The 23,067-nt window shown below is 47.5% G+C and carries 24 protein-coding genes and 2 tRNA genes; 14 read left to right on the top strand and 12 right to left on the bottom strand.

Annotated elements, in window-relative coordinates:
• Positions 1–90 precede the first annotated feature (90 nt).
• Positions 91–1,407 (top strand): outer membrane protein assembly factor BamB family protein, encoded by a 1,317-nt coding sequence (locus QI63_RS06845; RefSeq protein ID WP_044015006.1) that lies wholly within the window; start codon positions 91–93, stop codon positions 1,405–1,407.
• 197 nt (positions 1,408–1,604) lie between these two features.
• Here the strand turns inward: QI63_RS06845 and QI63_RS06840 are convergent, their stop codons facing one another.
• The 8 genes from QI63_RS06840 to der are packed head-to-tail and all read right to left on the bottom strand — an operon-like array spanning position 1,605 to position 9,190.
• Positions 1,605–3,032, bottom strand: coding sequence for a nicotinate phosphoribosyltransferase (locus tag QI63_RS06840; protein ID WP_044015004.1), 1,428 nt, complete (start codon positions 3,030–3,032; stop codon positions 1,605–1,607).
• Between the two features lie 57 nt (positions 3,033–3,089).
• Complete coding sequence (locus QI63_RS06835) at positions 3,090–3,611, bottom strand: hypothetical protein (RefSeq protein WP_044015002.1); 522 nt, start codon at positions 3,609–3,611, stop codon at positions 3,090–3,092.
• Positions 3,612–3,616: 5 nt separating this feature from the next.
• On the bottom strand, positions 3,617–3,952 hold the full coding sequence (locus QI63_RS06830; RefSeq protein WP_044015000.1) for a hypothetical protein: 336 nt from the start codon (positions 3,950–3,952) through the stop codon (positions 3,617–3,619).
• Entirely contained in the window at positions 3,933–5,906 is a 1,974-nt protein-coding gene (locus QI63_RS06825) for a FapA family protein (protein ID WP_044014998.1), read from the bottom strand. Before QI63_RS06825 ends, QI63_RS06830 begins: the two co-directional genes overlap by 20 nt.
• A 10-nt stretch (positions 5,907–5,916) precedes the next feature.
• Positions 5,917–6,705 carry an RNA polymerase sigma factor WhiG gene (gene whiG / locus QI63_RS06820; protein ID WP_044014995.1) on the bottom strand — a complete coding sequence of 263 codons (789 nt, stop codon included), beginning with the start codon at positions 6,703–6,705 and terminating at the stop codon, positions 5,917–5,919.
• A 20-nt stretch (positions 6,706–6,725) separates the two neighbouring features.
• The gene (locus tag QI63_RS06815) at positions 6,726–7,382 is read right to left on the bottom strand and encodes a hypothetical protein (protein ID WP_044014993.1); all 657 of its coding nucleotides are present in this window, start codon (positions 7,380–7,382) and stop codon (positions 6,726–6,728) included.
• Positions 7,383–7,427: 45 nt separating this feature from the next.
• Positions 7,428–7,808 (bottom strand): MerR family transcriptional regulator, encoded by a 381-nt coding sequence (locus tag QI63_RS06810; protein ID WP_052185502.1) that lies wholly within the window; start codon positions 7,806–7,808, stop codon positions 7,428–7,430.
• On the bottom strand, positions 7,784–9,190 hold the full coding sequence (gene der / locus QI63_RS06805; protein WP_200877783.1) for a ribosome biogenesis GTPase Der: 1,407 nt from the start codon (positions 9,188–9,190) through the stop codon (positions 7,784–7,786). The genes QI63_RS06810 and der overlap by 25 nt, the downstream gene beginning before the upstream one ends.
• A 265-nt stretch (positions 9,191–9,455) precedes the next feature.
• On the opposite strand from der, the gene QI63_RS06800 reads away from it, so the two are divergent.
• The 4 genes from QI63_RS06800 (at position 9,456) to QI63_RS06785 (ending at position 10,725) form a co-directional block, all read left to right on the top strand.
• Complete coding sequence (locus QI63_RS06800) at positions 9,456–9,695, top strand: DUF6364 family protein (RefSeq protein WP_044014987.1); 240 nt, start codon at positions 9,456–9,458, stop codon at positions 9,693–9,695.
• On the top strand, positions 9,688–10,107 hold the full coding sequence (locus tag QI63_RS06795) for a PIN domain-containing protein (RefSeq protein WP_044014986.1): 420 nt from the start codon (positions 9,688–9,690) through the stop codon (positions 10,105–10,107). The genes QI63_RS06800 and QI63_RS06795 overlap by 8 nt, the downstream gene beginning before the upstream one ends.
• A 130-nt stretch (positions 10,108–10,237) precedes the next feature.
• Positions 10,238–10,459, top strand: coding sequence for a type II toxin-antitoxin system RelB family antitoxin (gene relB, locus QI63_RS06790; protein ID WP_044014985.1), 222 nt, complete (start codon positions 10,238–10,240; stop codon positions 10,457–10,459).
• Positions 10,459–10,725, top strand: coding sequence for a type II toxin-antitoxin system RelE family toxin (locus QI63_RS06785; protein ID WP_044014984.1), 267 nt, complete (start codon positions 10,459–10,461; stop codon positions 10,723–10,725). Before relB ends, QI63_RS06785 begins: the two co-directional genes overlap by 1 nt.
• A gap of 306 nt (positions 10,726–11,031) precedes the next feature.
• Here the strand turns inward: QI63_RS06785 and citC are convergent, their stop codons facing one another.
• Positions 11,032–12,075: a [citrate (pro-3S)-lyase] ligase gene (citC, locus tag QI63_RS06780; protein WP_044014983.1), complete on the bottom strand. Its 1,044-nt coding sequence runs from the start codon at positions 12,073–12,075 to the stop codon at positions 11,032–11,034.
• Positions 12,076–12,358: 283 nt separating this feature from the next.
• Here citC and citD point away from each other — a divergent pair, with 283 nt between their 5' ends.
• The 6 genes from citD (at position 12,359) to citX (ending at position 18,170) form a co-directional block, all read left to right on the top strand.
• Complete coding sequence (gene citD, locus QI63_RS06775) at positions 12,359–12,646, top strand: citrate lyase acyl carrier protein (protein ID WP_006188864.1); 288 nt, start codon at positions 12,359–12,361, stop codon at positions 12,644–12,646.
• A 27-nt stretch (positions 12,647–12,673) separates the two neighbouring features.
• On the top strand, positions 12,674–13,582 hold the full coding sequence (locus QI63_RS06770) for an aldolase/citrate lyase family protein (RefSeq protein ID WP_044014982.1): 909 nt from the start codon (positions 12,674–12,676) through the stop codon (positions 13,580–13,582).
• Between the two features lie 2 nt (positions 13,583–13,584).
• Positions 13,585–15,147, top strand: coding sequence for a citrate lyase subunit alpha (gene citF / locus QI63_RS06765; protein ID WP_044014981.1), 1,563 nt, complete (start codon positions 13,585–13,587; stop codon positions 15,145–15,147).
• Entirely contained in the window at positions 15,131–16,063 is a 933-nt protein-coding gene (locus tag QI63_RS06760) for a triphosphoribosyl-dephospho-CoA synthase (RefSeq protein WP_052185501.1), read from the top strand. The genes citF and QI63_RS06760 overlap by 17 nt, the downstream gene beginning before the upstream one ends.
• 129 nt (positions 16,064–16,192) lie before the next feature.
• Positions 16,193–17,488, top strand: coding sequence for a 2-hydroxycarboxylate transporter family protein (locus tag QI63_RS06755; protein ID WP_044014979.1), 1,296 nt, complete (start codon positions 16,193–16,195; stop codon positions 17,486–17,488).
• A gap of 10 nt (positions 17,489–17,498) precedes the next feature.
• Positions 17,499–18,170, top strand: coding sequence for a citrate lyase holo-[acyl-carrier protein] synthase (gene citX, locus QI63_RS06750; RefSeq protein ID WP_044014973.1), 672 nt, complete (start codon positions 17,499–17,501; stop codon positions 18,168–18,170).
• Between the two features lie 11 nt (positions 18,171–18,181).
• On the opposite strand, the gene ptsP is transcribed toward citX, so the two are convergent.
• The 3 genes from ptsP to QI63_RS06735 all read right to left on the bottom strand — a co-directional run bounded on the left by ptsP (position 18,182) and on the right by QI63_RS06735 (position 20,218).
• A complete protein-coding gene (ptsP, locus tag QI63_RS06745; RefSeq protein WP_044014972.1) occupies positions 18,182–19,939 on the bottom strand; it encodes a phosphoenolpyruvate--protein phosphotransferase in 1,758 nt (585 codons plus the stop codon).
• Between the two features lie 66 nt (positions 19,940–20,005).
• Positions 20,006–20,077 (bottom strand) — tRNA-Glu (locus QI63_RS06740).
• Between the two features lie 70 nt (positions 20,078–20,147).
• A tRNA-Gln gene (locus tag QI63_RS06735) sits at positions 20,148–20,218 on the bottom strand.
• Positions 20,219–20,405: 187 nt separating this feature from the next.
• Between QI63_RS06735 and QI63_RS06730 the strand changes: the two genes are divergently transcribed.
• The 3 genes from QI63_RS06730 to QI63_RS06720 are packed head-to-tail and all read left to right on the top strand — an operon-like array spanning position 20,406 to position 23,063.
• Positions 20,406–20,624 (top strand): hypothetical protein, encoded by a 219-nt coding sequence (locus tag QI63_RS06730; protein ID WP_044014971.1) that lies wholly within the window; start codon positions 20,406–20,408, stop codon positions 20,622–20,624.
• 22 nt (positions 20,625–20,646) lie between these two features.
• Positions 20,647–22,743, top strand: a complete 2,097-nt coding sequence (locus tag QI63_RS06725; protein ID WP_044014969.1) for a heavy metal translocating P-type ATPase — start codon at positions 20,647–20,649, stop codon at positions 22,741–22,743.
• Entirely contained in the window at positions 22,740–23,063 is a 324-nt protein-coding gene (locus QI63_RS06720; protein WP_044014968.1) for an HMA2 domain-containing protein, read from the top strand. Before QI63_RS06725 ends, QI63_RS06720 begins: the two co-directional genes overlap by 4 nt.
• Positions 23,064–23,067 lie beyond the last annotated feature (4 nt).

Genomic DNA, 23,067 nt, shown 5'->3' with positions numbered 1-23,067 from the left:
TATCTCTCTCACGGGTATAGGGGGAATTGTAGCAGCTTTTGCTGCTACAGTTTTTACAGAAAGAACGCTGTAAATGAAAGAGGGGTTAACGTGAAACGAAACGCTTCTGTTGAGATTAAAGGTAGTATCGGAATAGGTATTTTGTTGGCAACAATAACATTCTTTATGTTATGCACTTCTTGTGAAGCATTGTTTACCGATCAATTCTGGGGCACGCGTCCTGTATATCCTCGCTACACACCTAGTTATGCATATCAACTCTTGTTAGAAGATGTATGGGACGAAAGTCGGCCATACACTGAAGGGAAATATCTGTATCTTATTGAATATGAAAAGAGAGGAGGAAGCCGCCTCATAAAACTCGACATGGAAACAGGCGCCTATCAATGGTATGGAGATAGGATGTATGAAGCCGATGAAGGTCGTCTTTCAAACATCGTAAAAATCGGAGATGTCCTTTACGTTATGCGTTTTGAAAGAGGACTGCTATATTGTTACTCGGATACGAATGGAGCATTGTTGGCGCGGGTACAAATTGGCTCCACAAAAGAAGAAATAGTCCATAACCGTAGTGTATCCAATACGATTATGACAGATGGTACGGCACTTTATTGGGCAGCGGACAAAGGGGACATTGTAAAACTTGATGCAACAGCAATAGACTGTACGAAAGAATGGGTAATACAAATTTGTCCTCCAGTTCCGCTGCAGCTTAATGCTCATTGGAACGGAAATAGATTGGCAGATCAACAACTTATCGAAGGTATACTGTATCTACTGGCATATAGTCCAAACGGTTCCGGTATCGTTGTCGCTGTCGATTTACAAACCAAAACCGTAAACTGGCAACGACAGCTGGATAATATCAATATGAACAGATACTACGATAACGAATTATACATCAAAGACGATGTATTATATGTGTTAACCAATTCCTTTATACGGATGGATAAAAGAGACGGCTCAATACTTAATCGGTATGACGGCGAAATAGTGCCTCCTTCAACAGATCCGGTTGCCGAATCAACCATTTCGCTCTGCCGCGTTCGATGTAGTAATGAGCGGCTGTATTACATCGCCGTGCGGGATTTTCCGCCATATAAGTGGCGGAAAGACGACTATTGGTTGATATGTATTGATGCCGTAACATTACAACGTTTATGGAGTGTACCGTTAGAAAATGCTTCATACAGCACACCGCTTACTGTGGCAAACGGAAAAATATACATAATAACATACGGGAACGGCTTATTGGTATTCGATGCAAAAACGGGAAAACTGCACGGCGCCGATAAAACGGTTTCAGGTTGGTCTAACGGTATAAACGTCTTGTATAAAAATCACTATATCTTTTTTAATAGGAACTTTAACGACAAATACGCAAGTATTTCTTCTATGCGGGTATAAGACTGGCTACGGCAGATTTTACTACTGCCATAGTCTTTAATAAGGACGGCACTTATGAAGAAATCTCTATTTTTCTGTACCGGCAAGCGATGCCTATCATCGCCCCCAACCAATTCGGCTTAGCGTTGAGTATCAATTATTGATGGAATGCGCCCGGACAGCAGCCGGATTATACAGCTGCTGCGGACGATACGGTTTTATCCGCGGCGCAGGGAATGCAGCAGTTTCTGCTTCATTGCAAAGAGCGTCTTTGTAAGCGACACCTTGTAGATGTGCGGGTTGAGCAGACGGCGGGAAGTCGGATGTAAACATTCCAGCTGCCGGCTTGCCCGCTGATGCAGCTCTTGGAGCGTTTCCTTTTTGCCGGTGTATACGCCATCGGTAATTTTTAGGTGGAGCAATTCCTCCGCCTTTGCCGCTTTAAACGAAAAGCTTTGGTAATCATTCAACGGGTGATAGTAGGTGTTCATTGCTTCGGCGTCGAGCGTTTCATCATATAAACCGATAATGTCAGCCTTAAAAAATCCGTCACTGTCGTAGAGCCGCCACACTTGTTTAATGCCCGGATTGGTAATCTTTGCAGGATTATCCGACAGCTTCATCACCGGCAGCCACGTTCCGTCATCGGATTGACGCGCGGCAAGTTTGTATACACCGGTAAACGAAGACTCTTGCCCGCCGGTTACCATGTGAGTGCCGACGCCCCACGAGTCAATCGGCGCTTTGTTCAAAATGAGCGATTCGATAATTTCTTCGGTTAGTTCGTTGGAAATGGAGATTTTTGCTTCGGGTAAACCGGCAGCGTCGAGCCGTTTCCGTACTTCGGTACTTAAATACTGCATATCCCCCGAATCGAGTCTGACGCCGAAGTTTTTCCCTTGCGCTTGCAGTTTTTTTCCGACTTTTATCGCCGCCTCGATACCGGAACCGAGCGTATTGTAGGTGTCGATAAGGAATACCGATTTATCGGGATAGATGGCGGCATATTGTTCAAACGCCTCTTCTTCGCTGGGGAAAGACATCACCCATGCGTGAGCCATAGTACCCATCACCGGCACACCGTAAAGCTTTCCGCCGAGTGTATTGCTGGTACCGGCCGCTCCGCCGATAATAGCCGCACGGGTAGCGCTCATTGCGCCATCCGCCCCCTGTGCACGTCGCAAGCCGAATTCCATAATGGAAGATTTCCCCGACGCAAGCCAGATGCGGGCGGTCTTTGTTGCAATCAAACTTTGAAAGTTGATAGTGTTAAGGATAAGTCCTTCGAGAAGCAATGCTTCGATAATCGGCGCTTCAATGCGCAGTATCGGCTCGCTGGGAAATATGAGGCTTCCTTCATCCATCGCCCATACCGAACCTGAAAAACGGAAATCCTTGAGATAGCTGAGAAAGTCATCGTCAAAAAGGTGTAAGGTCGTAAGGTAAGCGATATCGGATTCATCAAAATGAAAGGCTTGAATCGCTTCGAGCAACGGCTCAAGGCCTGCAAGAACCGCGTACCCTCCTCTAAACGGATTACGCCTAAAAAACATATCAAAGACACACGGCCGATTGTTTTGGCGTTTAAAATAACCTTGAGCCATTGTCAGCTCATAAAGATCCGAAAAAAGTGCACTGGTAATCATCATTACTCCTTTCTAACTGTTTTGCTCCATAGCTTTGAAATCTATTTCCATACCTCACTACCCTCCGATGGAGAGGATAAGAGCAATCTCACCAAGAGGGAGATCGACTTTTTCGGCGATAAAGTCGATCGAGAATCCTTGCCGTGCCAGTTCGACAACTTGTTCCCGGGGATTCAAAAGAGGAGAGACTTTTGCCGCAGTTTCGGGGATGCCGATAGGTTTTTTATAGATCATCACGGTATTTTTTTTAGTATCGGCTGCCGGTTCACTATCTCCTTGCGGTGAAGTTCGGTAGGCTCCGAGAAATTCTTTTTGCATTCGCCATTTTTCATGCTCCTGCTCAACAAGCGCGATATGTTTATCCGTGTCAGCAATCAGCTTTTCTATCTGTTGAATCTTATTTTCAAGTACCGTTACCGCATGATCCGATTCATGTTCAATGTCGATAATAAGCCGGTTTACTTCTTCCCGAATACGGTCGCGGTATGCATTTTGCGAAAAGTTATGCGATGTCTTCCGATAAAAAACAATCATTAAAATAATATTAATACAGAGCAGTATAAGGGCAGCAATAAGCATAGGAATTATCCTGAAATATCGATTTTTTTTCCAAGCAAGGGATCTTGAATATAATATGATTTTTCGTCCGTAAGGGGTGTTTCATTTTTTTGCTGTTGAGGAGTATTATTAAATGCTCCTCCTGAAGAACCGTTTGAACCGTCTTTATTTATCGCCGTTTTTTCAGCCCCTGTGGCTTCGGTCTTCTGTACCGTTTGCTGGCGGCGCGCAGCATCTTCCTTATTGGCTTGCTGACTGTTTTCGAATTCTGCAGCAAACGTCTGCCGCGCGTCTCCTTGGAGCTTTCCGACCTTATCAAGTTGAGTATAAAGTGTCTGCAAATCAATCGGTTGAATACCCACTGGGCGTCCTCTTTACGTCGTCATCATTGGTATAGTCTTCATAAGGGCCATACCGCACGAGACCGTTTTGCAAAAAGAATGTTGTTGCTTTGCAATCAACCCGCACATCTTCGATAATATCTTTAATAACGATTCGTACACCCGTATAAATATTTCCGGAAACGGAAACACGTCCTTCAGTTTTAAGCGCCGCAAGATAATCCCGTATCCGTTCTATCTCGTTCCGCAGCTCCTTAATTTCCGTCTCGTTAATATAGCGCAGTTCTTTTTTCTTTTTAAGCAATGCTTCTTTTTCTTCGGAAAGCTCTTTGAGGATCTTTTTTTGGCCTTCAAGCGATTTTAAATCCAGCTTCAACGCAGCAAGCGCTTTTTCGGAAGCAAGTAAGTTCTTCTCTAATATAATCAACCGTTCTTTACTGCGCGGATCAAACCCGACACTGATAACCGTATCGGAACCGCCTGCCGGACTGCCGAGGTTTCGGGCATAGACTCCTTCGCATGCGATTACTTGACTGCCGATAATATCCGCACGTTTTCCGCGGCAAATAACTTTATGGTTAGCGACAATTTTTGAATTTAAAATACCGTCTGATACGATAACCATGTCGCCTGCTTCTACCAATTCGATATTTTGGATGAATTTCGACCATATTGACTTACCGGCACGGATATGTCCGCCTTCTTTTCCGGCGATACCCTGACTGACGACAATATCGCCTTCCGCATCCAACGATGCCTTCCCGACAGTACCTTTTACTTCGATGTTACCCGCAGCCTTAATAGAGAATCCGTCGTCAACATTACCCTTAACATACACTGTACCGAGGAACATGATATTACCGGTCTTAATCGAGACATTGCCTTCGATTGTCATAATCGGTTCGACATTGATCTTGTTCTTTATCAGCAATACTTGTCCCTTCGTTTCGGCAACAACGGTCAGATTATCCTCGGCCAATCGGGTATTTTTTCCCAATGGGATAGCGATATCCTTACCGGCTGCAGCAGGTAAGTATTTTCCGGTAACGGTTCTTCCGCTCTTTCCTTCCTCAGCGGGAACCTTTTGCGCGAGGGGCTGCCCTTCAATGACATTCTGAATAAGATTGAGTTCTTTAAAGTTAATCTGCCCGCTCTTGTTTTCTTTGAGGCGTAACTGTGAATTATCGGTTTCAAAATTGAAAAGGATCTTAGCATCAGCACCCTTTTGCGGCGGAGTGCCTTCCGCAATCAGATAATTTTCGCGATATACGGGGCTGTCTTGGAATTGTTTAACTCTTTTTTCATTAACACCCGAAATAACACGATTATTTGATAAGAAGGTGATAATCATATCTGCCGACACATCGGCGCCGCCGGGCATCGGGGGAGACACAAAAAGATATGCTCTCATCTCATCATCACTGATTTCGACAGACATCAGCGCATCGTTACCGGGTAGGTATTCATAATGTCCTATTCTGACATATTCATCTGCACAGGCTTTAACAATCGGTTTTAAAACTTCATCCGGCGGAACAGCCACATTTCTATCGCGTATTCGTTCTACGACATCGGCAAGTGCAACTTTTCTGCCGTTACCGATGGGCGGTGTAACTTTCAGGAATACACCGTCGGGAGCACAGAATACATACGCAGCTCCGTCTCTATTCATATTTTCTTCCGGCACTTCTTCCGCACTGAGACCCGCTGCGGCTTCTGCATGAATATTAGACTTATGTATTCTATGTGCTTCGTAAGCGCGGATTTTCCATTCTTTAGGGTTTAAGACAAAAAAGCCCGACGCCCCTTTTTGTAAAATTTCATAATCGATAAGAGAGCGGCGTAAACCGAGCTCGACAGCCGCATTATCAATTGCTTCTTCGAGGGTTTGCCCGGTAACTTCAACAAAAAAACGGGAGGAATCCTTTTCGTACTGTTCCTTCATCTGCTCCCGAATTTGTTCAAAATGTATCATAGCAACGCTCCTAACGGATACCCTTACGAATATTGCTTAGTTTTGCTTTAAGTTTTAGATTTGCGCTGGTGTGAATCTGAGATACTCGCGATTCGGTTACCTCTAATACTTTTCCAATTTCCCGTAATGTCATATCCTCATAGTAATACATGATTAATACTTTTTTTTCTCTATCGGGAAGTTCATTAATTGCATCCACGATAATTCGCTGCATTTCTTCCCGTTCTACAATGACATCAGGATTAAGCGAAGCAGGGGCTTCAATACTATCAACGACCGGTGTCTGCTCGGAATCGTCGGATCCAAACCGCAAATCCGTAAGAGAAATAATACTGGTACCGGAAATCTTTAATAAAACTTGATGAAATTCTTCCACACTCATACCGAGTGCTTCGGCAATTTCCGGATCGGTTGCAGCGTGCCCCAACCGAGCTTCCAAATCCGCTATTACTTCTTCAATTTCACGGGATTGCTGACGTACCGAACGGGGAACCCAATCAATTGAACGTAATTCATCAAAAATAGCACCGCGGATGCGTGTTACTGCATAAGTATTAAATTTTACATTTTTTTCGGGATCATATTTATCGATAGCATCCAGAAGTCCGAATACACCATACCCGACCAAATCATCAAACTCAACATTATTCGGCATACCGACGGCAACCTTACCGGCAACGTATTTTACAAGAGGTGCATATTTTATAATAAAAAACTCACGAAGCTGCGGGTCTTGCGTATGTTTATATTCAAGCCAAAGCTCGTCTTCCGGTTTCGTATCTAAACTGATATTTCCCATACTCTATCAACACCCACCCTCTAATCCTCAGTTGCTAAAACGGTTCTGATTGCCTGAGCCATTACCTTACTATCGGTACCGCCGGTTTGAATACCGGTCATCGAAAAACCGCTGCTATCCGTTTGTACACTGTCATCGACACTTTCATCAAAATCATCATCTATAAATGAACCCATATTAGGTAAATCCGATAAGCCGCTATCGTCTTGAGAACTGCCGCCAAAAGAAAAAGAAGAGTCATCCGAAGCTCCGGAGGTTTCATGTACAGTATCGTTATCTGAAGAGTCCGAAGCAGCATCAACAGGGAAGGTTTCCGTACCTTCAGACTCTGCCTGCGTTCCTGAAGGCTTCGCTGTTGCAGCCGTTTCCGCATTACCGCCAGCCATTACCGGCGCAGCAACACCCAAGTCGTCATCAAGGGTAATATTGATATTTGATCCGGAAGAGCTATCGGCTGTTTCAGCGGTATCCGATACTGCCGGAGAAGGGGTAAAAAGATCGGGGATGAATCGCTCTAAAAGAATCCGCGTGCAGAACACAAAGCCTCCGGCTTCTACGCCGGCAATAAGCCCCCTCCCCAAAATATGTAAGAACCGTACCCCGCTTATCAGTCCGATAAGCATAGATAAAACGCATGTTGTACCGGCAATGATTAGGGGAGCTTTTAGCTTCAACACGGACAGACCTCCACTTCGATAGCTTATGCGAATTTCTATCTCTCGTCAAGGTATTGCCGGAAATTCTTCAGCCGCCGGCTTAAACACATTTTTATTTCCTTGCAGCAGCCGGTACATATCGAGTAACTCACTGCGGATACCGGAAAGTTCCGTAATCCGGCTGCTCCCACCCTTGCCGGAAAGATCGGCAAGCAGCTGCTGTCCGGCGCCTTCAAGCGTAAACTTCCGCACCTCAATCAGATACTTCATACGGAAGATTAAATCGAGGTGATGATCGGTATAGAGTCGCCTGCCCTGCTCATCCTTTTGCGGACGCAAAAAGGGCAGCGTTTGTTCCCAGTAGCGGAGAACATGCGCCTTGATACCGGTTATTTTTTCAACTTCGCCGATGGAAAAGCCTGTCACGGTTTTACCCGGTCTTCCCATTTTACCCGGCTGCCCTTTACCCGTACTAAAAAGGGGATTGCGCTAAAGCCGAGGTCTTTCCGTATCCGGTTGGTGATGTACCGGAGGTAGGATTCCGAGACAAGGTCGGGCTTATTTGCAAAGATTAAAAACTCTACCGGTCGTGCGGAGGTTTGCACCATATACTTGAGCGTAAACGAATTGCGCTGCCCGTGCGGAGGGGGCACCGCCTCAAGCCAATCTTTGAGCGCGAGGTTGAGCGCAGAGGTTTCTACCTTTTTTGTCAGTTGGTCGAACAGCTCAAGCGCAGTGTTGAGCAGGTCGGGAATGCCGCTCCCTTTCTGTGCGGAAACGGGGACAATCGGTGCATATTCCATCTTGCCGAACATAATCTTGATATGCTGCTCCGCATCGCGGAATTTTTTTTCACCTTTCACTAAATCCCATTTATTCAGCACAAAGATAACGCCTAGCCCCCGCTTGGTCGCCTGCACGATGATCTTTTTATCCTGTTCGGTGAGTCCTTCCTCCGCATCGATCAGGTGAAAGACAATGTCGGCATGTTCCAAGCTCTTCATTGCTCGGACAACCGAGTAATACTCGATATCCTCTTTTACCTTTGCCTTGCGCCTGATGCCGGCGGTGTCCTGAATGATAAACTGTCTGTCTTTATAGAAAAACTCACCTTCCACCACATCGCGCGTTGTACCGGCAATCTCCGACACAATCGATGCGGAGGTCTTGGTCAGGTAGTTGCTGAGTGTGGACTTGCCGGTGTTCGGCTTACCGATAAGTGCGATGCGGATTGCGGTATCGGCGGGCGCTTCGCATACACGAGAAAAGTCCAAGCCCTTGGTTATCTCTTCGGCAAGCGGCGTGATGTTATCCCCATGTTCGGCGCTGATACACAGGAGTGTCGGAAAGCCGAAGCTGAAGTAGTTATAGGCTTCCGCTTCACCGCGCCCGCCTTCGGTTTTATTCACCGCAGTGATGAGCTTATCCCAATAGGGACGCAGAAAGCGGATAAACTCTTCGTCTTCCGCAGTGGGTGCAGAGGCTTCTAATAATAGAAGAATTTTATCGGCACGGCGGAGCGCTTCCTGCGTTTTTTCTATAACCAGCTCATCCATCAGGTCTTCTTTTTTGTCGCCGCTGCGGGTCAGCTTAAAACCGCCCGTGTCCATCAGCCGTATCGGCTTCCCGTTGATAATCGCCTGCGCCTCAATCGGGTCGCGGGTTACGCCGGGCGTTGGGTCGGTAATAGCGCGACGCTTCCGCAAAAAGCGGTTGAACAGGGTAGACTTCCCGACATTCGGCCGTCCTGCTATCACCACAAGCGGTGTGTTCTCATATTTTTTGCGGTAGTCGAATTCCGCACCCGCAGTGTCCATGTTCGCATCCATATCATTATACACGGCCGTATCTGTACCGAATGCCTCATCTTTATCGTCTCTTTCTGTATTCATCCTGTGATTTTTACTCATTATCTTTCCTTACATACTTACTGGATTGCAATTATAGAAAATTACCGCCGCTCTCTCAAGCACCTATCAGGGCGTTCCCCTTCATTTTCGCACGGCAAGAATGAAGGGGCGGGCTTTAAAGAACAATAATTCTTGACAATACGTATTCATCATGTTATATCTATACGTACAAGAGGTAATGCAGATGCAAGCAAAATTAACATTAAAAATGGACAAAGATGTTATCGATTCAATGAAACACTATGCGGCAAACAACAACAAAAGTCTTTCACGGCTGGTTGAAGATTTTTTTAAAACCTCTATCGGAGAAACACAACAAACCATCGCATTATCTCCGCTCGTAAAAGAATTAACAGGTATTATCAGTGAAGCGGATATAGAAAAGAGCAATTACATCGATTATTTGGAAAAAAAATATGACTAAAAAAGTTTTTGCCGACTCCGATGTTATTTTAGATATCCTCTGTAAAAGGGAACCTCATTATGAATATGCTGCACAAGTTTTTTCATTAGCTGACACACGGCAGCTTAGGTTATATACCTCTCCTTTGGTCGTTGCAAATGTATACTATATTTTGCGCAAGGCTATAGGAATAGAAAAAGCCAAAGAAGCTTTGAGAAAATTACGGCTTTTGATGCATATTATTACTATAGAAGAACAGGAAATCGACTTAGCTTTAAACTCGCCGTTCTCCGACTTTGAAGATGCGCTCCAGTATTATACTGCGGTACGGCATCACATGGATATGTTACTCACACGGAATATCAAAGATTACAAAGAAAAGGCTTTAATCATACAAACACCTGAGCAGTTTATAAAGACGCTATGCCGATAATACTCAGGATGTTCGAGGCTGTCCAAAAACTTGCTTTCAAAAATTGAACTCCTTGCCGATACCTGCTGTCAAAAATATTGACAAATTGAATCAATATAGTACAATATCCTACACCAGAGGAGGTGATAGTATGGCGTTTTCAATACGGTTGACAGAAGCAGAAAGAGCTATTGCGAATAGCTATGCAAAACTGCATTCGGTATCATTGGGCGAAGCTTTTAAGAATGCATTGTTTGAAAAAATTGAAGATGAATATGATATTACTGTTGCTGCGGAGGCATATCAAGAATATGAGAGTGCCGGGAAAAAAAGCCGCCCATTTTCTGAACTCAAGAAAGAGTTAGGTTTGTAATGTACAGGGTTGAAACGACTGCTCGATTTGATAAAGAATTTAAAAAACTGGATAAATATACGCAACGCATGATAGCTGCATGGATTGATAAGAACCTTGAAGGCTCGGAAAATCCGCGCGTACATGGAAAAGGTCTCACAGCAAATAGAAGCGGACAGTGGCGATACAGAATAGGAGATTATCGGCTGATATGTGCAATACAGGACAATGAACTTGTTATTCTTGCTCTAACTGTCGGCCATCGAAGGGCGGTTTACGATCAGTAGTCTCTTGTAAATACGCTGCACCCATCAAGGCGTTCCCCTTCATTTTCGCACGGCAAAAATGAAGGGTCGGGCTTTACGCTTGAAGCTTTTTGCCATTACTGCATACAGGAGCAACGTTTTTCCGTATTCACTACAAAAGTTGCAGCTGCATAAAGCCAACGGCAAAAAGGCTACCGCTCCAATCCCTAACGCAACGTCAAGTTTAAGTACATCCATGTCCGTTCTGTAGAACAATCTTACGGGTGCTTGTGATCAAGAATATCCGCAGCGCACTGAATAAAGCTGCGGTTCCCTTACGCGATTCCTTTAATAGTGGGTAATATCCTTCACCTGTTTTAAGCTTTGCACAATACGATCACCTTCCGGCGATTGAAAAAAGCGGAGTGTCGCCGGAGGTACTATAGCTGCCAGTTTTGTCCAATCTTCTTGCTGCAGCAGTCGCCGGGCGACGGAGGCGCTGATCGGAACGCCGTTTTCGGTTTTGCGCGGAATAACATGCAGCTGTACGCCGTGCGCAGGCAACGAAGCCTGCAAGATGCGGTTGTAAAGACCGGTTACATGGCTAAACGGCTCATCGCCGACAAAGCGATGCGTAATGCTGAGTGCATGGGCAATAGCGATAAAAATATCGGCGTCCAAGGCGGCTTGCAGAGCGATGGCTTCATCGGAATCTCTGAAGAAATAGGCGGGAAACGTTGCAGACGATATGAGGTAGTCTTGGGTTCTATGGTACGAAATATTTTTAAAATGAGCGGTATTCTCTTTAATCAGCCGCTCTCGTACTGCGAAAGGGATAGCGGAAGCATCGTCCGAGACCATAAAGAGGTGCAGGTGGTCGACAGCTGCCGCAGCCTGTTCGACAAGGTAATAATGTCCTATGGTAAAAGGATTGGCATTCATCACAATAGCACCTACAGTGCCTGGATGCATTCCGGTTTTCTGCAATGAGACAAGGTATTTTTCAAAACCGTTCTTTTTGTTTTCCAAAAAGACGAGTGTATCCGCAACCGTAACGATAGGATAAAACCCGAGTCTTTCAAAAAACGGAGCGACTTCCCGCTTTGTATAGATAAAAAGGTTGAAAAATCCGTGCTCATTCCTATCTGCAATCAGTTCTGACATTAAAGGCGGCAGTAATCCTTCTCCTTGCAGGGCTTTTCGGACGGCAATGCAGCGCAGCGTATTTTTAAAGGCGGAAGCGGTAGCGGCAAGCGTGTCCGCTTCATCGAATAACCCGTATGTGGTGTCAAGGCAGGAATCAATATGCAGGTCATCCGATTCCAAAAGATCAATCACTTGTTGCCGCTGTTGGGGATCGTTTAAAAAAATTTTTCTTACCTGATACGTCATTCTGATTCTCCTGCGTTATTTTGTACCGAACCGGTCGGGGATGTCCCAAAAGTTGGTTACTTTCAGGACATCCCCGTCGAATAAGCCGGCGTGATCAAGTATTATGGAGTTTTTTTACAGTGTCAAGCTCATTCCTCGCTACTGATGTATTTGCGGTGATAAATCTTATTCGTGCGTCGGGGTTGTTGATTATAAGCCTATCGCTTTTGCTCTCCCGATGAATCGGATTTCCGCTCTAGCTGTTTTTTTCTATAGTGATATAATACTCATAAGAGGTACCTATATGGAAATTTTACATGCGGCGACGGCAGGCACGTTGGAATCAAGCGATGTGCAGATAACCGTTTTGCCAAGCGGAGAATTGGATGTCACCATCGAAAGTGATGTGATACATCAGTATGGCAACCATATACGTCAGTTGATAATGGATGCCTTACAACGGATGGGGGTTCAGCGCGGTGAAATCCGCGTCATCGACAAGGGAGCACTGGACTGTACGCTTGAGGCGCGGCTTGAAACGGTGTTACATCGCGCTGCCGATAAGCTGGTGCCCGAAAAATGGGGCAAGTAGCAAGACGCCTTGCGGAGGATAGAATATATGGAACCGAATAACACGAAAAAGAACAGGATACGGCGGACGATGATGTTTTTGAATGCGCAGCGCCCGTCTTTGCTGAAGGATGCGTATATTTACCGATCAGACAGCTTGATGTTCGACCTTGAGGATGCGGTAGCCGAGCGGGAAAAGGATTCCGCCCGTTTTTCACTGTACCATGCGCTGACGTCAATCGATTATCAGGGCTGCGAAAAAGTGGTGCGCATCAACGGACTCGACACGCCGCATTATAAAGAAGATATACGGGTATGCGTCGCAGCGGGGGCGGACACGATCCGTATTCCGAAATGCGAAACACGGGACGATGTGCTGCATGTTGCCGAATTAGTAAGTGCTGCAGAGAAAGAATACGGACGGGCAGAAGGTTCAACCTTACTGATGGCAGCCATTGAATCCCCGCGCGGAGTGATCAATGCGCTTGCGATCTGCGAGGCTTCGGAGCGGATGATGGGTATTGCACTCGGTGCAGGGGACTATATCCGCAATCTGCACACGGTAAAGTCGGATTCCGGGGTAGAGCTGTTGGGAGCTCGGTCTCAACTGGTGATTGCGGCGCGGGCTGCGGGCATTCAATGCTTCGATACGGCCTACCTCGATGTAGATAATATCGAAGGCTTTAAACGGGAAGTCGCGCTGATTAAGCAGATGGGCTTTGACGGCAAATCGTTGATCAGCCCCAAGCAGATTGCACCGGTGCATGAGCTGTATACACCGACTGAAAAAGAGATTAGCCATGCGGAAAAAATCATCGTTCAGCTGGAAGAAAATAAGAAGAAAGGAATTGGTGTCTTTACCATTGACGGGAAGATGGTTGATATTGCATTACTTGAGGGAGCACAGCGGACAATCAACTATGCGAAAGCCTCCGGTGTGTATAAAGGAGCGTTGTGATTATGAAAAATCAAGCCGGACGGGACATTCCCGACAATATACTTTCAAACGGAAAACAAGCATATCAAGGTGCCTATCACTTTGACGGCACGAATTTTCAGCGAGTTGCCCGGAAAGGATACGCAAAACTCACCTCATCTCCCGAAGATAAGGTTGTGCACGATCTAAAAGAAGCGGTTAAACGGGCTGGTCTGAAAAACGGAATGAGTATTTCATTCCATCATCATTTTAGAAACGGCGATTATGTGGTGAACAAGGTTGTGCAGGCAATCGGTGAACTGGGCATCAAAGATATTACGATTTATGCAAGCTCGCTGGGAGAGGCACACGATGCGCTGCTCCCTTATATTGAAGACGGCACCGTCACCGGTCTTTCATCGAGCGGTGTACGCGGTAAAATCGGCGAAGCAATTTCGCACGGGCTTTTCCGCGATGTGGTGTACATTAGAAGCCACGGTGGACGGGTGAGAGCGATAGAAGCCGGTGATATTCATATTGACGTTGCGTTTATCGGAGCGCCCAGTGCGGACTGCATGGGAAATGCGCGCGGAAAGGGCGGTAAGTCGGATTGCGGTGTTCTTTCGTATGCGATGGTCGACGCGCAATATGCGGATAAGGTGGTTGTCGTTACGGACACGTTGGTACCCTTTCCGAATTTCCCGCCTGCTATTCAGGCAATCGATGTCGATATTGTTGCGGTTGTGGATGAAATTGGAAATCCTGCAAAAATAGCCAGCAAGGAAGTCCGCTACACGGATAATCCCAAAGAGCTGATGATGGCCGACTATGCGGCGCGGTTTATCGCACACTGTCCGAATTTCAAAGACGGCTTTTCGTTCCAAGCCGGAGCAGGCGGTGCTGCGTTGGCGGTTGTCCGCTGCCTCAAACAGTACATGGCGGAAAAGAACTACAAGATGAGCTTTGCCATCGGCGGCATTACAGCGCCGATTGTGCAGCTGCTTCATGACGGATTGATCAAGTGCGTAGTCGATGCGCAGGACTTTGACCTTCCGTCGGCAGAATCTGTTATCGACAGCCCCGGACATTTTGAAATTTCTACGTCGCAGTATGCCAATCCTTTTAACAAGGGTGCATTCGTGAATATGCTTGATTTTGCGGTACTCGGCGCCTTGGAAATTGATACCGACTTTAACGTCAACGTAATTGTCGGCTCGGACGGCGTTGTGCGAGGCGCCCCCGGCGGTCATCCCGACGCGGCGGCAGGAGCAAAGGTCAGCATCATCATTACGCCGCTTATCCGCTCGCGCATTCCGGTGGTTATTGATAAGGTTACCACTGTAACTACGCCCGGTGAAACGATTGACGTGCTGATTACGGAGGAAGGCATTGCGATTAACCCGCGCCGTACCGACTTAATCGATGCGATGAAAGACAGCGGGCTACCGATTACTACTATCGAAGCGCTGCGCGACAAGGCGTATCGCATTTCAGGTGCGCCGGAACCGGTTCATTTTGATGAAAAGGTTGTTGCAGTGGTAGAATACCGCGACGGTACCGTGCTCGACGTTATCAGAAAGACAAAACCTTTTGAGTTTAGTAAATAAGGGTGATACTGCGGAAGGTGCAGCGGCCGATAGGGGTGAGAAGGCTGATAGAGTTTGCAAAGAACTTGCCGCCCTTGCGGTGAAGGCGCTGTTGGATGAAGCGGCGCTGTTTCCGAAGCCCGGTTTGGTCGATCCCGTTTCGCAAGGTGCGCATTCGGATATGGACTTTACCACCCTTGTCAGAAGCGCCGCGGCGTTGCAGCAGGGGTTTTACGAATGCGCGCGTATCGGCTATACGTCCGCCGCTTCGGCTCAACCGATAGCCGCTGCGATACGGAAACGGCTTCGGACGGCGGGGATCGCGCTTGAAAAAGCAATGTTTGCTGAAACGCATGGCGTCAATACGCATAAAGGAGCCATCTTTATTTTTGCATATCTTTTAGGAGCGGCGGGTTTGCTGTCGGGTGCTACACAGCTTGGCGGTATCCGCAGCGTAGTGGAACTGACGGAAACGTTGTGCGCTCAGGTGCGGGTTCTTGCAGCCGGTTTATGCAGCGAGGATATGGCCGGGGTGAGCGCAAAGCGGACACTGACGCACGGCGAGCAGGTTTTTTTGCAGTACGGCTGCAAAGGAATCCGCGGTGAGGCGGAAGCGGGGCTGCCATTGGTACAACGGAACGTAGCGTACCTTGCCGGACTTACCCATCTGACGCAGCGGGATGCGTATCTCTACACGCTGCTCCATATCATTGCGGAAAACGAGGATACCAACGTGCTGTTTCGGGCAGGTTCTGCCGCATTGCGCGATCTGCAGATCCGCTGCGCTTCTATCGTTGCATCAGGCGTTACCGGAGCTGCGCTCTACGCTGCGGTTGAATCCCTTGACGCCTACTGCATCGAGCGGCATATCAGTCCGGGAGGTTCGGCTGATATTTTTGCCGCAGTGCTATTCTGCAGGGGTCTTGCCGGCGCATGAAAAATATCGGTACATCTCTCACAATCTAACCTGATTTTGGAGAGATATCCGCCGATATTGTGAGAAAGGCTTCTTTCAAACGCGGCTCAACGCAGATTTGAGAGGTTCTTATAAGAAGGAGATTTGACAATGAGCGAAAAAAAATCATTGGAATTTTTCGGTATGCCGTGGTATGTTGCGCTTGTAACGGTTGCCGTTATTTTGGTCGCTGCCTATACCGGTGGTCTGTCGAAAGATTTACTCGGTTCATTCGCGTTAATGTTCGCAATCGGTCTGGTATTCTATGAAATAGGCGAACGCATTCCGCTCTGGAATACCTATATCGGCGGTGGCATTGTGCTTGCCTTTATCGGTACAGCGGTGCTGGTCTATTTTAACCTTATACCGGAAGCATATCTTAAATCCATGAATACTGTTATGGATGATCAGGATTTCCTCTCATTCTTTATTGCCGTGCTGATCACCGGCTCTATTTTAAGTTTGGAACGGAATATTCTGCTCAAATCTTTTGCGGGCTATATCCCGGCGATATTGGGTGGGCTTATCGGAGCCGCCGTCCTCGGGGTTCTGGGGGGGCTGCTTTTTGGTGTTTCACCTTCACTGACAATATTGAAGTATGTATTGCCGATTATGGGTGGCGGTAACGGCGGCGGTGCAGTTCCGTTAAGCCAGATTTACGAGCAAGTAACCGGACAACCCAAGGCAGAATACTATGCCTTTGCTATTGCCGTACTGACGATTGCCAATATATTTGCCATTATAACCGCCGCAGTACTCGGTAAAATCGGAGAGAAAAAGCCGTCATGGACAGGCGACGGCACCGTATTGATGCGCAAACACAAGGAAATTAAGTCTGAAAGCGGGAAGACCTCTGCAACGCTTGCACAGGTCGGCGGCGGTCTTATTTTATCGGGAGGCTTTTATGCGCTTGGACGGTTATTCGGAAAAGTACTATTGCCGAAAATCTTCGGTGTTGCTATTCACCCCTTTGCATACATGATTTTGTTCGTCGCATTGGTGAGTGCATTAGGCATCATCCCGGAAGGACTGCGCACCGGTGCAAAAAAACTGCAAAGCTTTTTTACCGGTACCCTCATTTTGATTATTATGGTAGGGGTCGGTGCTGATACCAGCTTGAAAGAATTGCTGGATGCAATCACCTTTGGGAATGTCGTTATCGCCTTTTTAATTGTTGTCGGCGCTATTCTCGGTTCCGCAGTAACGGGCCATCTGGTCGGCTTCTATCCGATTGATTCTGCCATTACCGCAGGGCTTTGTATGGCGAACCGCGGCGGTTCGGGCGACTTGGCGGTACTCGGCGCCTCAAAGCGAATGGGCTTAATGGCCTATGCGCAGCTTTCATCCCGTCTCGGCGGCGGTATCGTGCTGGTTATCGGCAGTATTCTGTTCTCGCTTCTATGGTAAGCATCTTATCGTGAACATTTTTACCGAAGGCATTCCGCAGACCGTACAGGATATGGCAGCCTTGCGGGGTGCCCGGCGGGAACAGCAAGCACGGTTATTCCGGCTTGCGGAGACGGAAAGCGAACATCGATTGGGGAGCTCCCTGCCGGAAGAAACACCGAATCAAACGCTGCCTGTAAATAAAACAGTAGTGATGTTCTCGCTCGTGATTCCGGGACCGATAAAGAATAACCGCTTCCTTGAGGCAGTCTTCGATGAAGGCTGCCGAGTATTTTTAGACCGGCTTGTGCAGGAGCAGCCGTACACGGACGAGAAACCGTCCGGCGCGGGTTCTGTGCAAACACCGCTCATCGCGGCACATTACGAAGACCGAGCGCCTGCAGGATGCACTGCATTTTGGCTGCTTAACGCGCACGCAGAAACAGTCAAACGGCAAACGGTAGCATTGGAACGCACGCATCCGATCGGTATATTGTGGGACTTCGACGTTTTTTCGGCGTTTGAACAAAAGCTTTCCGCATCGGAACTGGGACTTTCCTCCCGTCCGTGCCTTATCTGCGGCAATCCCGCTAAGCTTTGTGCACGAAGCAGAACGCACAGCGTCCCCGAAATGCAAGCAAAAATTTCAAAACTGATTTCCGTACATCGACGTATATTGCTTGATAAAAGCTACAGCAGTTAAACCATGAAAGCCTACAGCGGGAAGCGTTTCATTGTTTCCCGACGTATTTCTTCAGCGGTGCCCAGCAGACTGACGGCTTTACAGAGAGCCTCTGCATCGGAAATCCGGATAGATTCGATCCGCTGCGCAATCTCAGGGATTTTTTGCGCTGCCATGCTGAACCGCCGCAAACCCATCCCAAGTAAGAGCGGAACAGCCTCCGTATCGGAAGCCATCTCCCCACACATAGACACAAATCCGCCGCGCAAATCACCGGTGCGGTGCAGGAGCGGCTCCGTCTCAATAACGTGCCGGATAAGCCGCAGCACTGCGGGCTGAAAACAGTCGGCTAAATGTGCGACGGTTTGGTTTTCTCGATCCGCCGCCATTGTGTATTGAATAAGATCATTGGTGCCGATAGAGAAAAAGTCCACCGCCGGAGCATAGAGGTCGGCAGCGATTGCGGCGGAAGGCACTTCGATCATAATGCCAATCGGAATATCTTTCTTATACGGTATTCGATTTTGTTCACACTCTTGCTCAATCTCTTTGATTAAATTCCGCACGGCGGTGATTTCTTTTTTACAGGAGATCATCGGAATGAGTATATGCAGATTGCCGATACAACCTGCCCGCAACAGTGCCCGCAGCTGATGCTTAAAAATTTCGGGACGATCCAAGCAATACCGGATTCCCCGCCAGCCGAGGAGTGCATTTCGCTCCAGACGATTTTCCTGCTCTTTCAGCATCTTATCGGCGCCGGCGTCAAAGGTACGGATTACCACCGGCTTTGATCCCATCCGTTCCAACACCGTATGGTACGATGTGTACTGATGTTCTTCATCAGGAATATCTTGGGTTCCTAAAAACAAGAACTCAGACCGGAAGAGTCCGATTCCGGCAGTGTTCTGCACAGCCGGCAACGCCGATTCTTCCGTAAGCACAATGTTTGCACTCAAATGTACGGGAGTACCGTCTTGCGTATACACCAGCGTATAGTCCCGTTCTTCTTCGGTTACCTCAATGTGTTCACTACCGGCAGATTTTATTTGAGCGATAGTTTCCGCATTGGGTTCCAAGGTCAGCGTTCCCTTCGTGGCATCCAGCACGGCATACATTCCGCTTTTTGCCTCGGCCATAAGTCCTTGAACGGCAATCAGTGTCGGAATGTTCCACGCTCGTGCCATAATCGCAATATGACTGGTAGCGCCCCCTTCTTCCATAATAATTCCGCAGGGGGCAAGCTTTTTTATTTCGAGCGCTTCTGACGGTTTAAACACCCGTGCCGCAAGCAGGGAACCCTGCGGTACACCGGCAAACCGAGAAGTGGTCTGCTTATGCCGGGGATTTAAATAAGAAAAAACCGGTTCGTACGCATCTTGAATATCAACCGCTCGCTCGCAAAGATAGTTGTCGCCAGAAGCAGTCAGCATAGCGGTAACTTCATCCAATTTCCGTTTAAGCACCGCTTCGGCATTCATCAGCGAAGTTTCTATTTCCGTATAAATGCCGCGCATAAACTCTTCGTCGGCGAGCATTGTCTGATGGGTTTCTAAAATAGCCTGTTCGGGAGATTTCACGTGGGTATCTGCCGTTCGATATTCGGCAAGCGCCAGTCTCAGCCCCTCTTGAGCAGCTTGTACGGCAATTCGCAGCCGTTCTTGTTCATGTTGAATATTTTGAGCGGTAATTGCGTAGGCGGGTGCTGCCTGTATAACATTTTCAGGAATACACACAAGCCGGCATGCAACGAGACCGTCGCATACAGATAAACCGGTAAACTTTTTCATAAAAGTATTATAGAAAAAATGATGGGGTTTGCATATATAACGGAACGGTACAGATAAAATGAGGGACGGTCCCTACGGGAATCGAACCCGTCTTTTAAGATTGAGAATCTCATGTCCTAACCGATAGACGAAGGGACCCAAACAGAGCATCAATTGCTCTACTAAGCGAAAACCTCTAAAAATAATCATTTTTAGAGGTTTTCGGAGATTCCCCAGGGAGGATTCGAACCCCCACAAGCAGAACCAGAATCTGCGGTGCTACCATTACACAACCGGGGAAAGTTGACGAGCGGCATACTATCATATATTGCTATTCCGTGTCAAGAATAACAAAATAACGTTCTATATGCTAGAACAAACACATCTTATTGCGTTTTTTATCAAAAACTGTTATTGTTCCACACACGAATGTTTCGCCAGCAAAATTGACGGCGGATGTTAAGTATGACAATAAGCGAGGTACCATATGTTTTCAAATAAATGGGTTGCATTCGGCGTGGGCGTTGCAGCAGGATTTGCCGCAGCGGCTCTCATTCGGACTCCGGCATTCCGCAAGGCCTGTGTAGCTGTTACGGAAAAGGGCTTGCAGCTCAAGCAGGAAGCGGTTGCCTTTATGGAAGCGGTGAAAGAGGACGCACAGGATATCGCGGCCGAAGCTGCATACAACCAATCACAAAACGCATAAGAACTTTTTATCAATATTATCAATGAACGTAACCGTTAAACACTCCCTGCCCGGCAGAATAAGACTGCACTACAATGCGGTTGAAATTTCGCCGCGGCAAGCTATTCTTGCGCAGACGCTCATCGCGGTACAAGACGGCATAACCGACATTCAAGTTAACCCCAAAGTCGCATCCTTTCTGGTTTATTATGACGTAAAGACACTTTCGGAAGCTGAGGTGCTCGCCTTATTCCGAGTCCTCTCCGATAAATACTTGTCCGATGAAAGCCTGCTCGCTTCAGTTGCAAAAATTCCTGCACCCGAAAGCATCTTCGATGTACTCGCATCCACCCTCTTTGACGTTACCGTACGATCGCTTCTCCCGATGCCGGTACGTAATCTGTTGCTCTACAAAAGGATTGTCCCGCGCATTATGAAAGCGGCGCAGTCTATTTTTGCAGGAAAATTCTTTAGTACGGATTTACTCGATGCAACAGCCCTGACCGTTGCCGTTCTGGACGGTAAGGCGCAGACTGCTCGTTTTGTGGCAACGCTGCTCGATATGGGAGAAGAAATTGAAGAACTGACCCGCCGGCAATCGTACAATAATCTGGCACAAACGCTTTTGATTTCAAACGAGCCGGTACATCTTATCGAAGGTGATCAAGAACGGACGCTCCCACCTTCTGCGCTTAAAAAAGACGATCTTATTGTTGTCCGTGCCGGCAGCCAAATCCCCGCAGACGGGAATATTGAAAACGGTGAAGGGCTCGTAAACCAAGCGAGCATTACCGGAGAATCCCTGCCGGTAGAAAAAAAAAGCGGCGCTACCGTCTTTGCAGGCACCATCCTTTTGGAAGGTGAACTGTACGTCCGTGTACGCACGGTCGGGTCTGAAACAAAAGTGAACAATATCATCGCGATGATCGACCGCTCTCAATCTTTAAAAGCCGCCGCTCAAAAACGGTCGGAGTTGATAGCGGAAAAAGTAGTCCCCTTCAATTTTTTGCTGACCGGTTTAACGTACTTATTTACACGGGATATCACCAAAACGATTTCAACATTGATGGTCGATTATTCCTGCGCGATGAAGCTTGCCGCACCGATTGCCGTTCTTTCCGCAATGAAGGAAGCGGCGGAGCACGGTATTTCGATAAAAGGCGGAAAGTATTTGGAAGCGGCGGCGCTTGCCGATACCGTCATTTTCGATAAAACGGGAACCCTTACCTATGCGGAACCGGTCTTAGCCGAAGTGCATCCGTTCGGCTCCTTCACAAAGGATGAAGTGTTGCGGCTCGCGGCATGTCTTGAAGAACATTTTCCGCATCCGCTGGGAAGAGCCGTTGTACAAGCCGCCCAAGACCAAAATCTTGTACATCCCGAACGCCATGCGAAGGTTGAATACATTGTCGCACACGGCATTGCTTCTTCGTTAGAGGGCAAACGGCTCTGTATCGGAAGCGCTCATTTTATTTTTGAAGATGAAAAAATTCCAACCACTAAAGCGATAGCTCGGGTGCAGAAATCCGCAGAAAAATCAGGCTATTCCTTACTCTACTTGGCGGTTGACGGACAGCTTGCCGGTATTTTGACTATTGGAGACCCCGCCCGGGAAGGTACCGCAGAAACCGTCTCTGAGCTGAAACACTTGGGTGTGCGTAATTGCGTTATGATTACAGGAGATGCCGAACAAGCGGCGGCGAAGGTTGCAGCTCAGGCCGGTATCACGGAATATCATGCGCAGACGCTGCCGGAAGATAAGGTGCGGTATGTGCAGGAAGCACGAGATGCCGGACATAAGGTGATTATGATCGGTGACGGAATCAACGATGCACCCGCACTTTCCGCCGCGGATGTCGGCATTGCAATGGATAACTGTTCATCAATTGCAGGAGACACCGCCGATATTGTACTGGCCGAAGACGGACTTTCCGGCTTAATTACGGTACGGAAGCTCGGTCAAAAAACCCTGTCACGGATAGATAAAAACAATAAGCTGATTATCGGCGGCAATTCACTGCTCTTGTTTGCCGGTATATTCGGTCTTATCCCGCCCGCCCTCGCGGCGACACTGCATAATTCACTGACCATTGCCGTCAGTATCGAATCCATGCAAAAGCTGTTAAAGGAGGCAAGATGATTACCGGCTTTTTCCCCGGCCGCATACGGCTGCGGGCGCCTGTCTTTAAGGACACCGCAATCACCGAGCGGGCATTATCCATCTTGAAAGCTCCGGCGCTTTCATCAATCATCAAAGAGATTGAACATAATCCCGTTACCGGAAGTGTGTTGATAAAGTACCATCCGACCAAGGTTCCTATAGCAAAGCTAACCCCATTACTTCCGTTTTTTAAAAAGCTGGAAAAAGAGGCTGAAACGTATTCTGAAAAAAACAAGTCGGTCATTCTTACAATGCTTGATGAGCTGGAAGAATATGTCAAAAACTGGGAAAGGGCTTAACCGA

It is taken from the genome of Treponema sp. OMZ 838 (genome assembly GCF_000775995.1).
GTDB lineage: Bacteria > Spirochaetota > Spirochaetia > Treponematales > Treponemataceae > Treponema.
The sequence above is the reverse complement of the archived record's forward strand: the minus strand, read 5'-3'. Positions and strand labels throughout refer to the sequence as shown.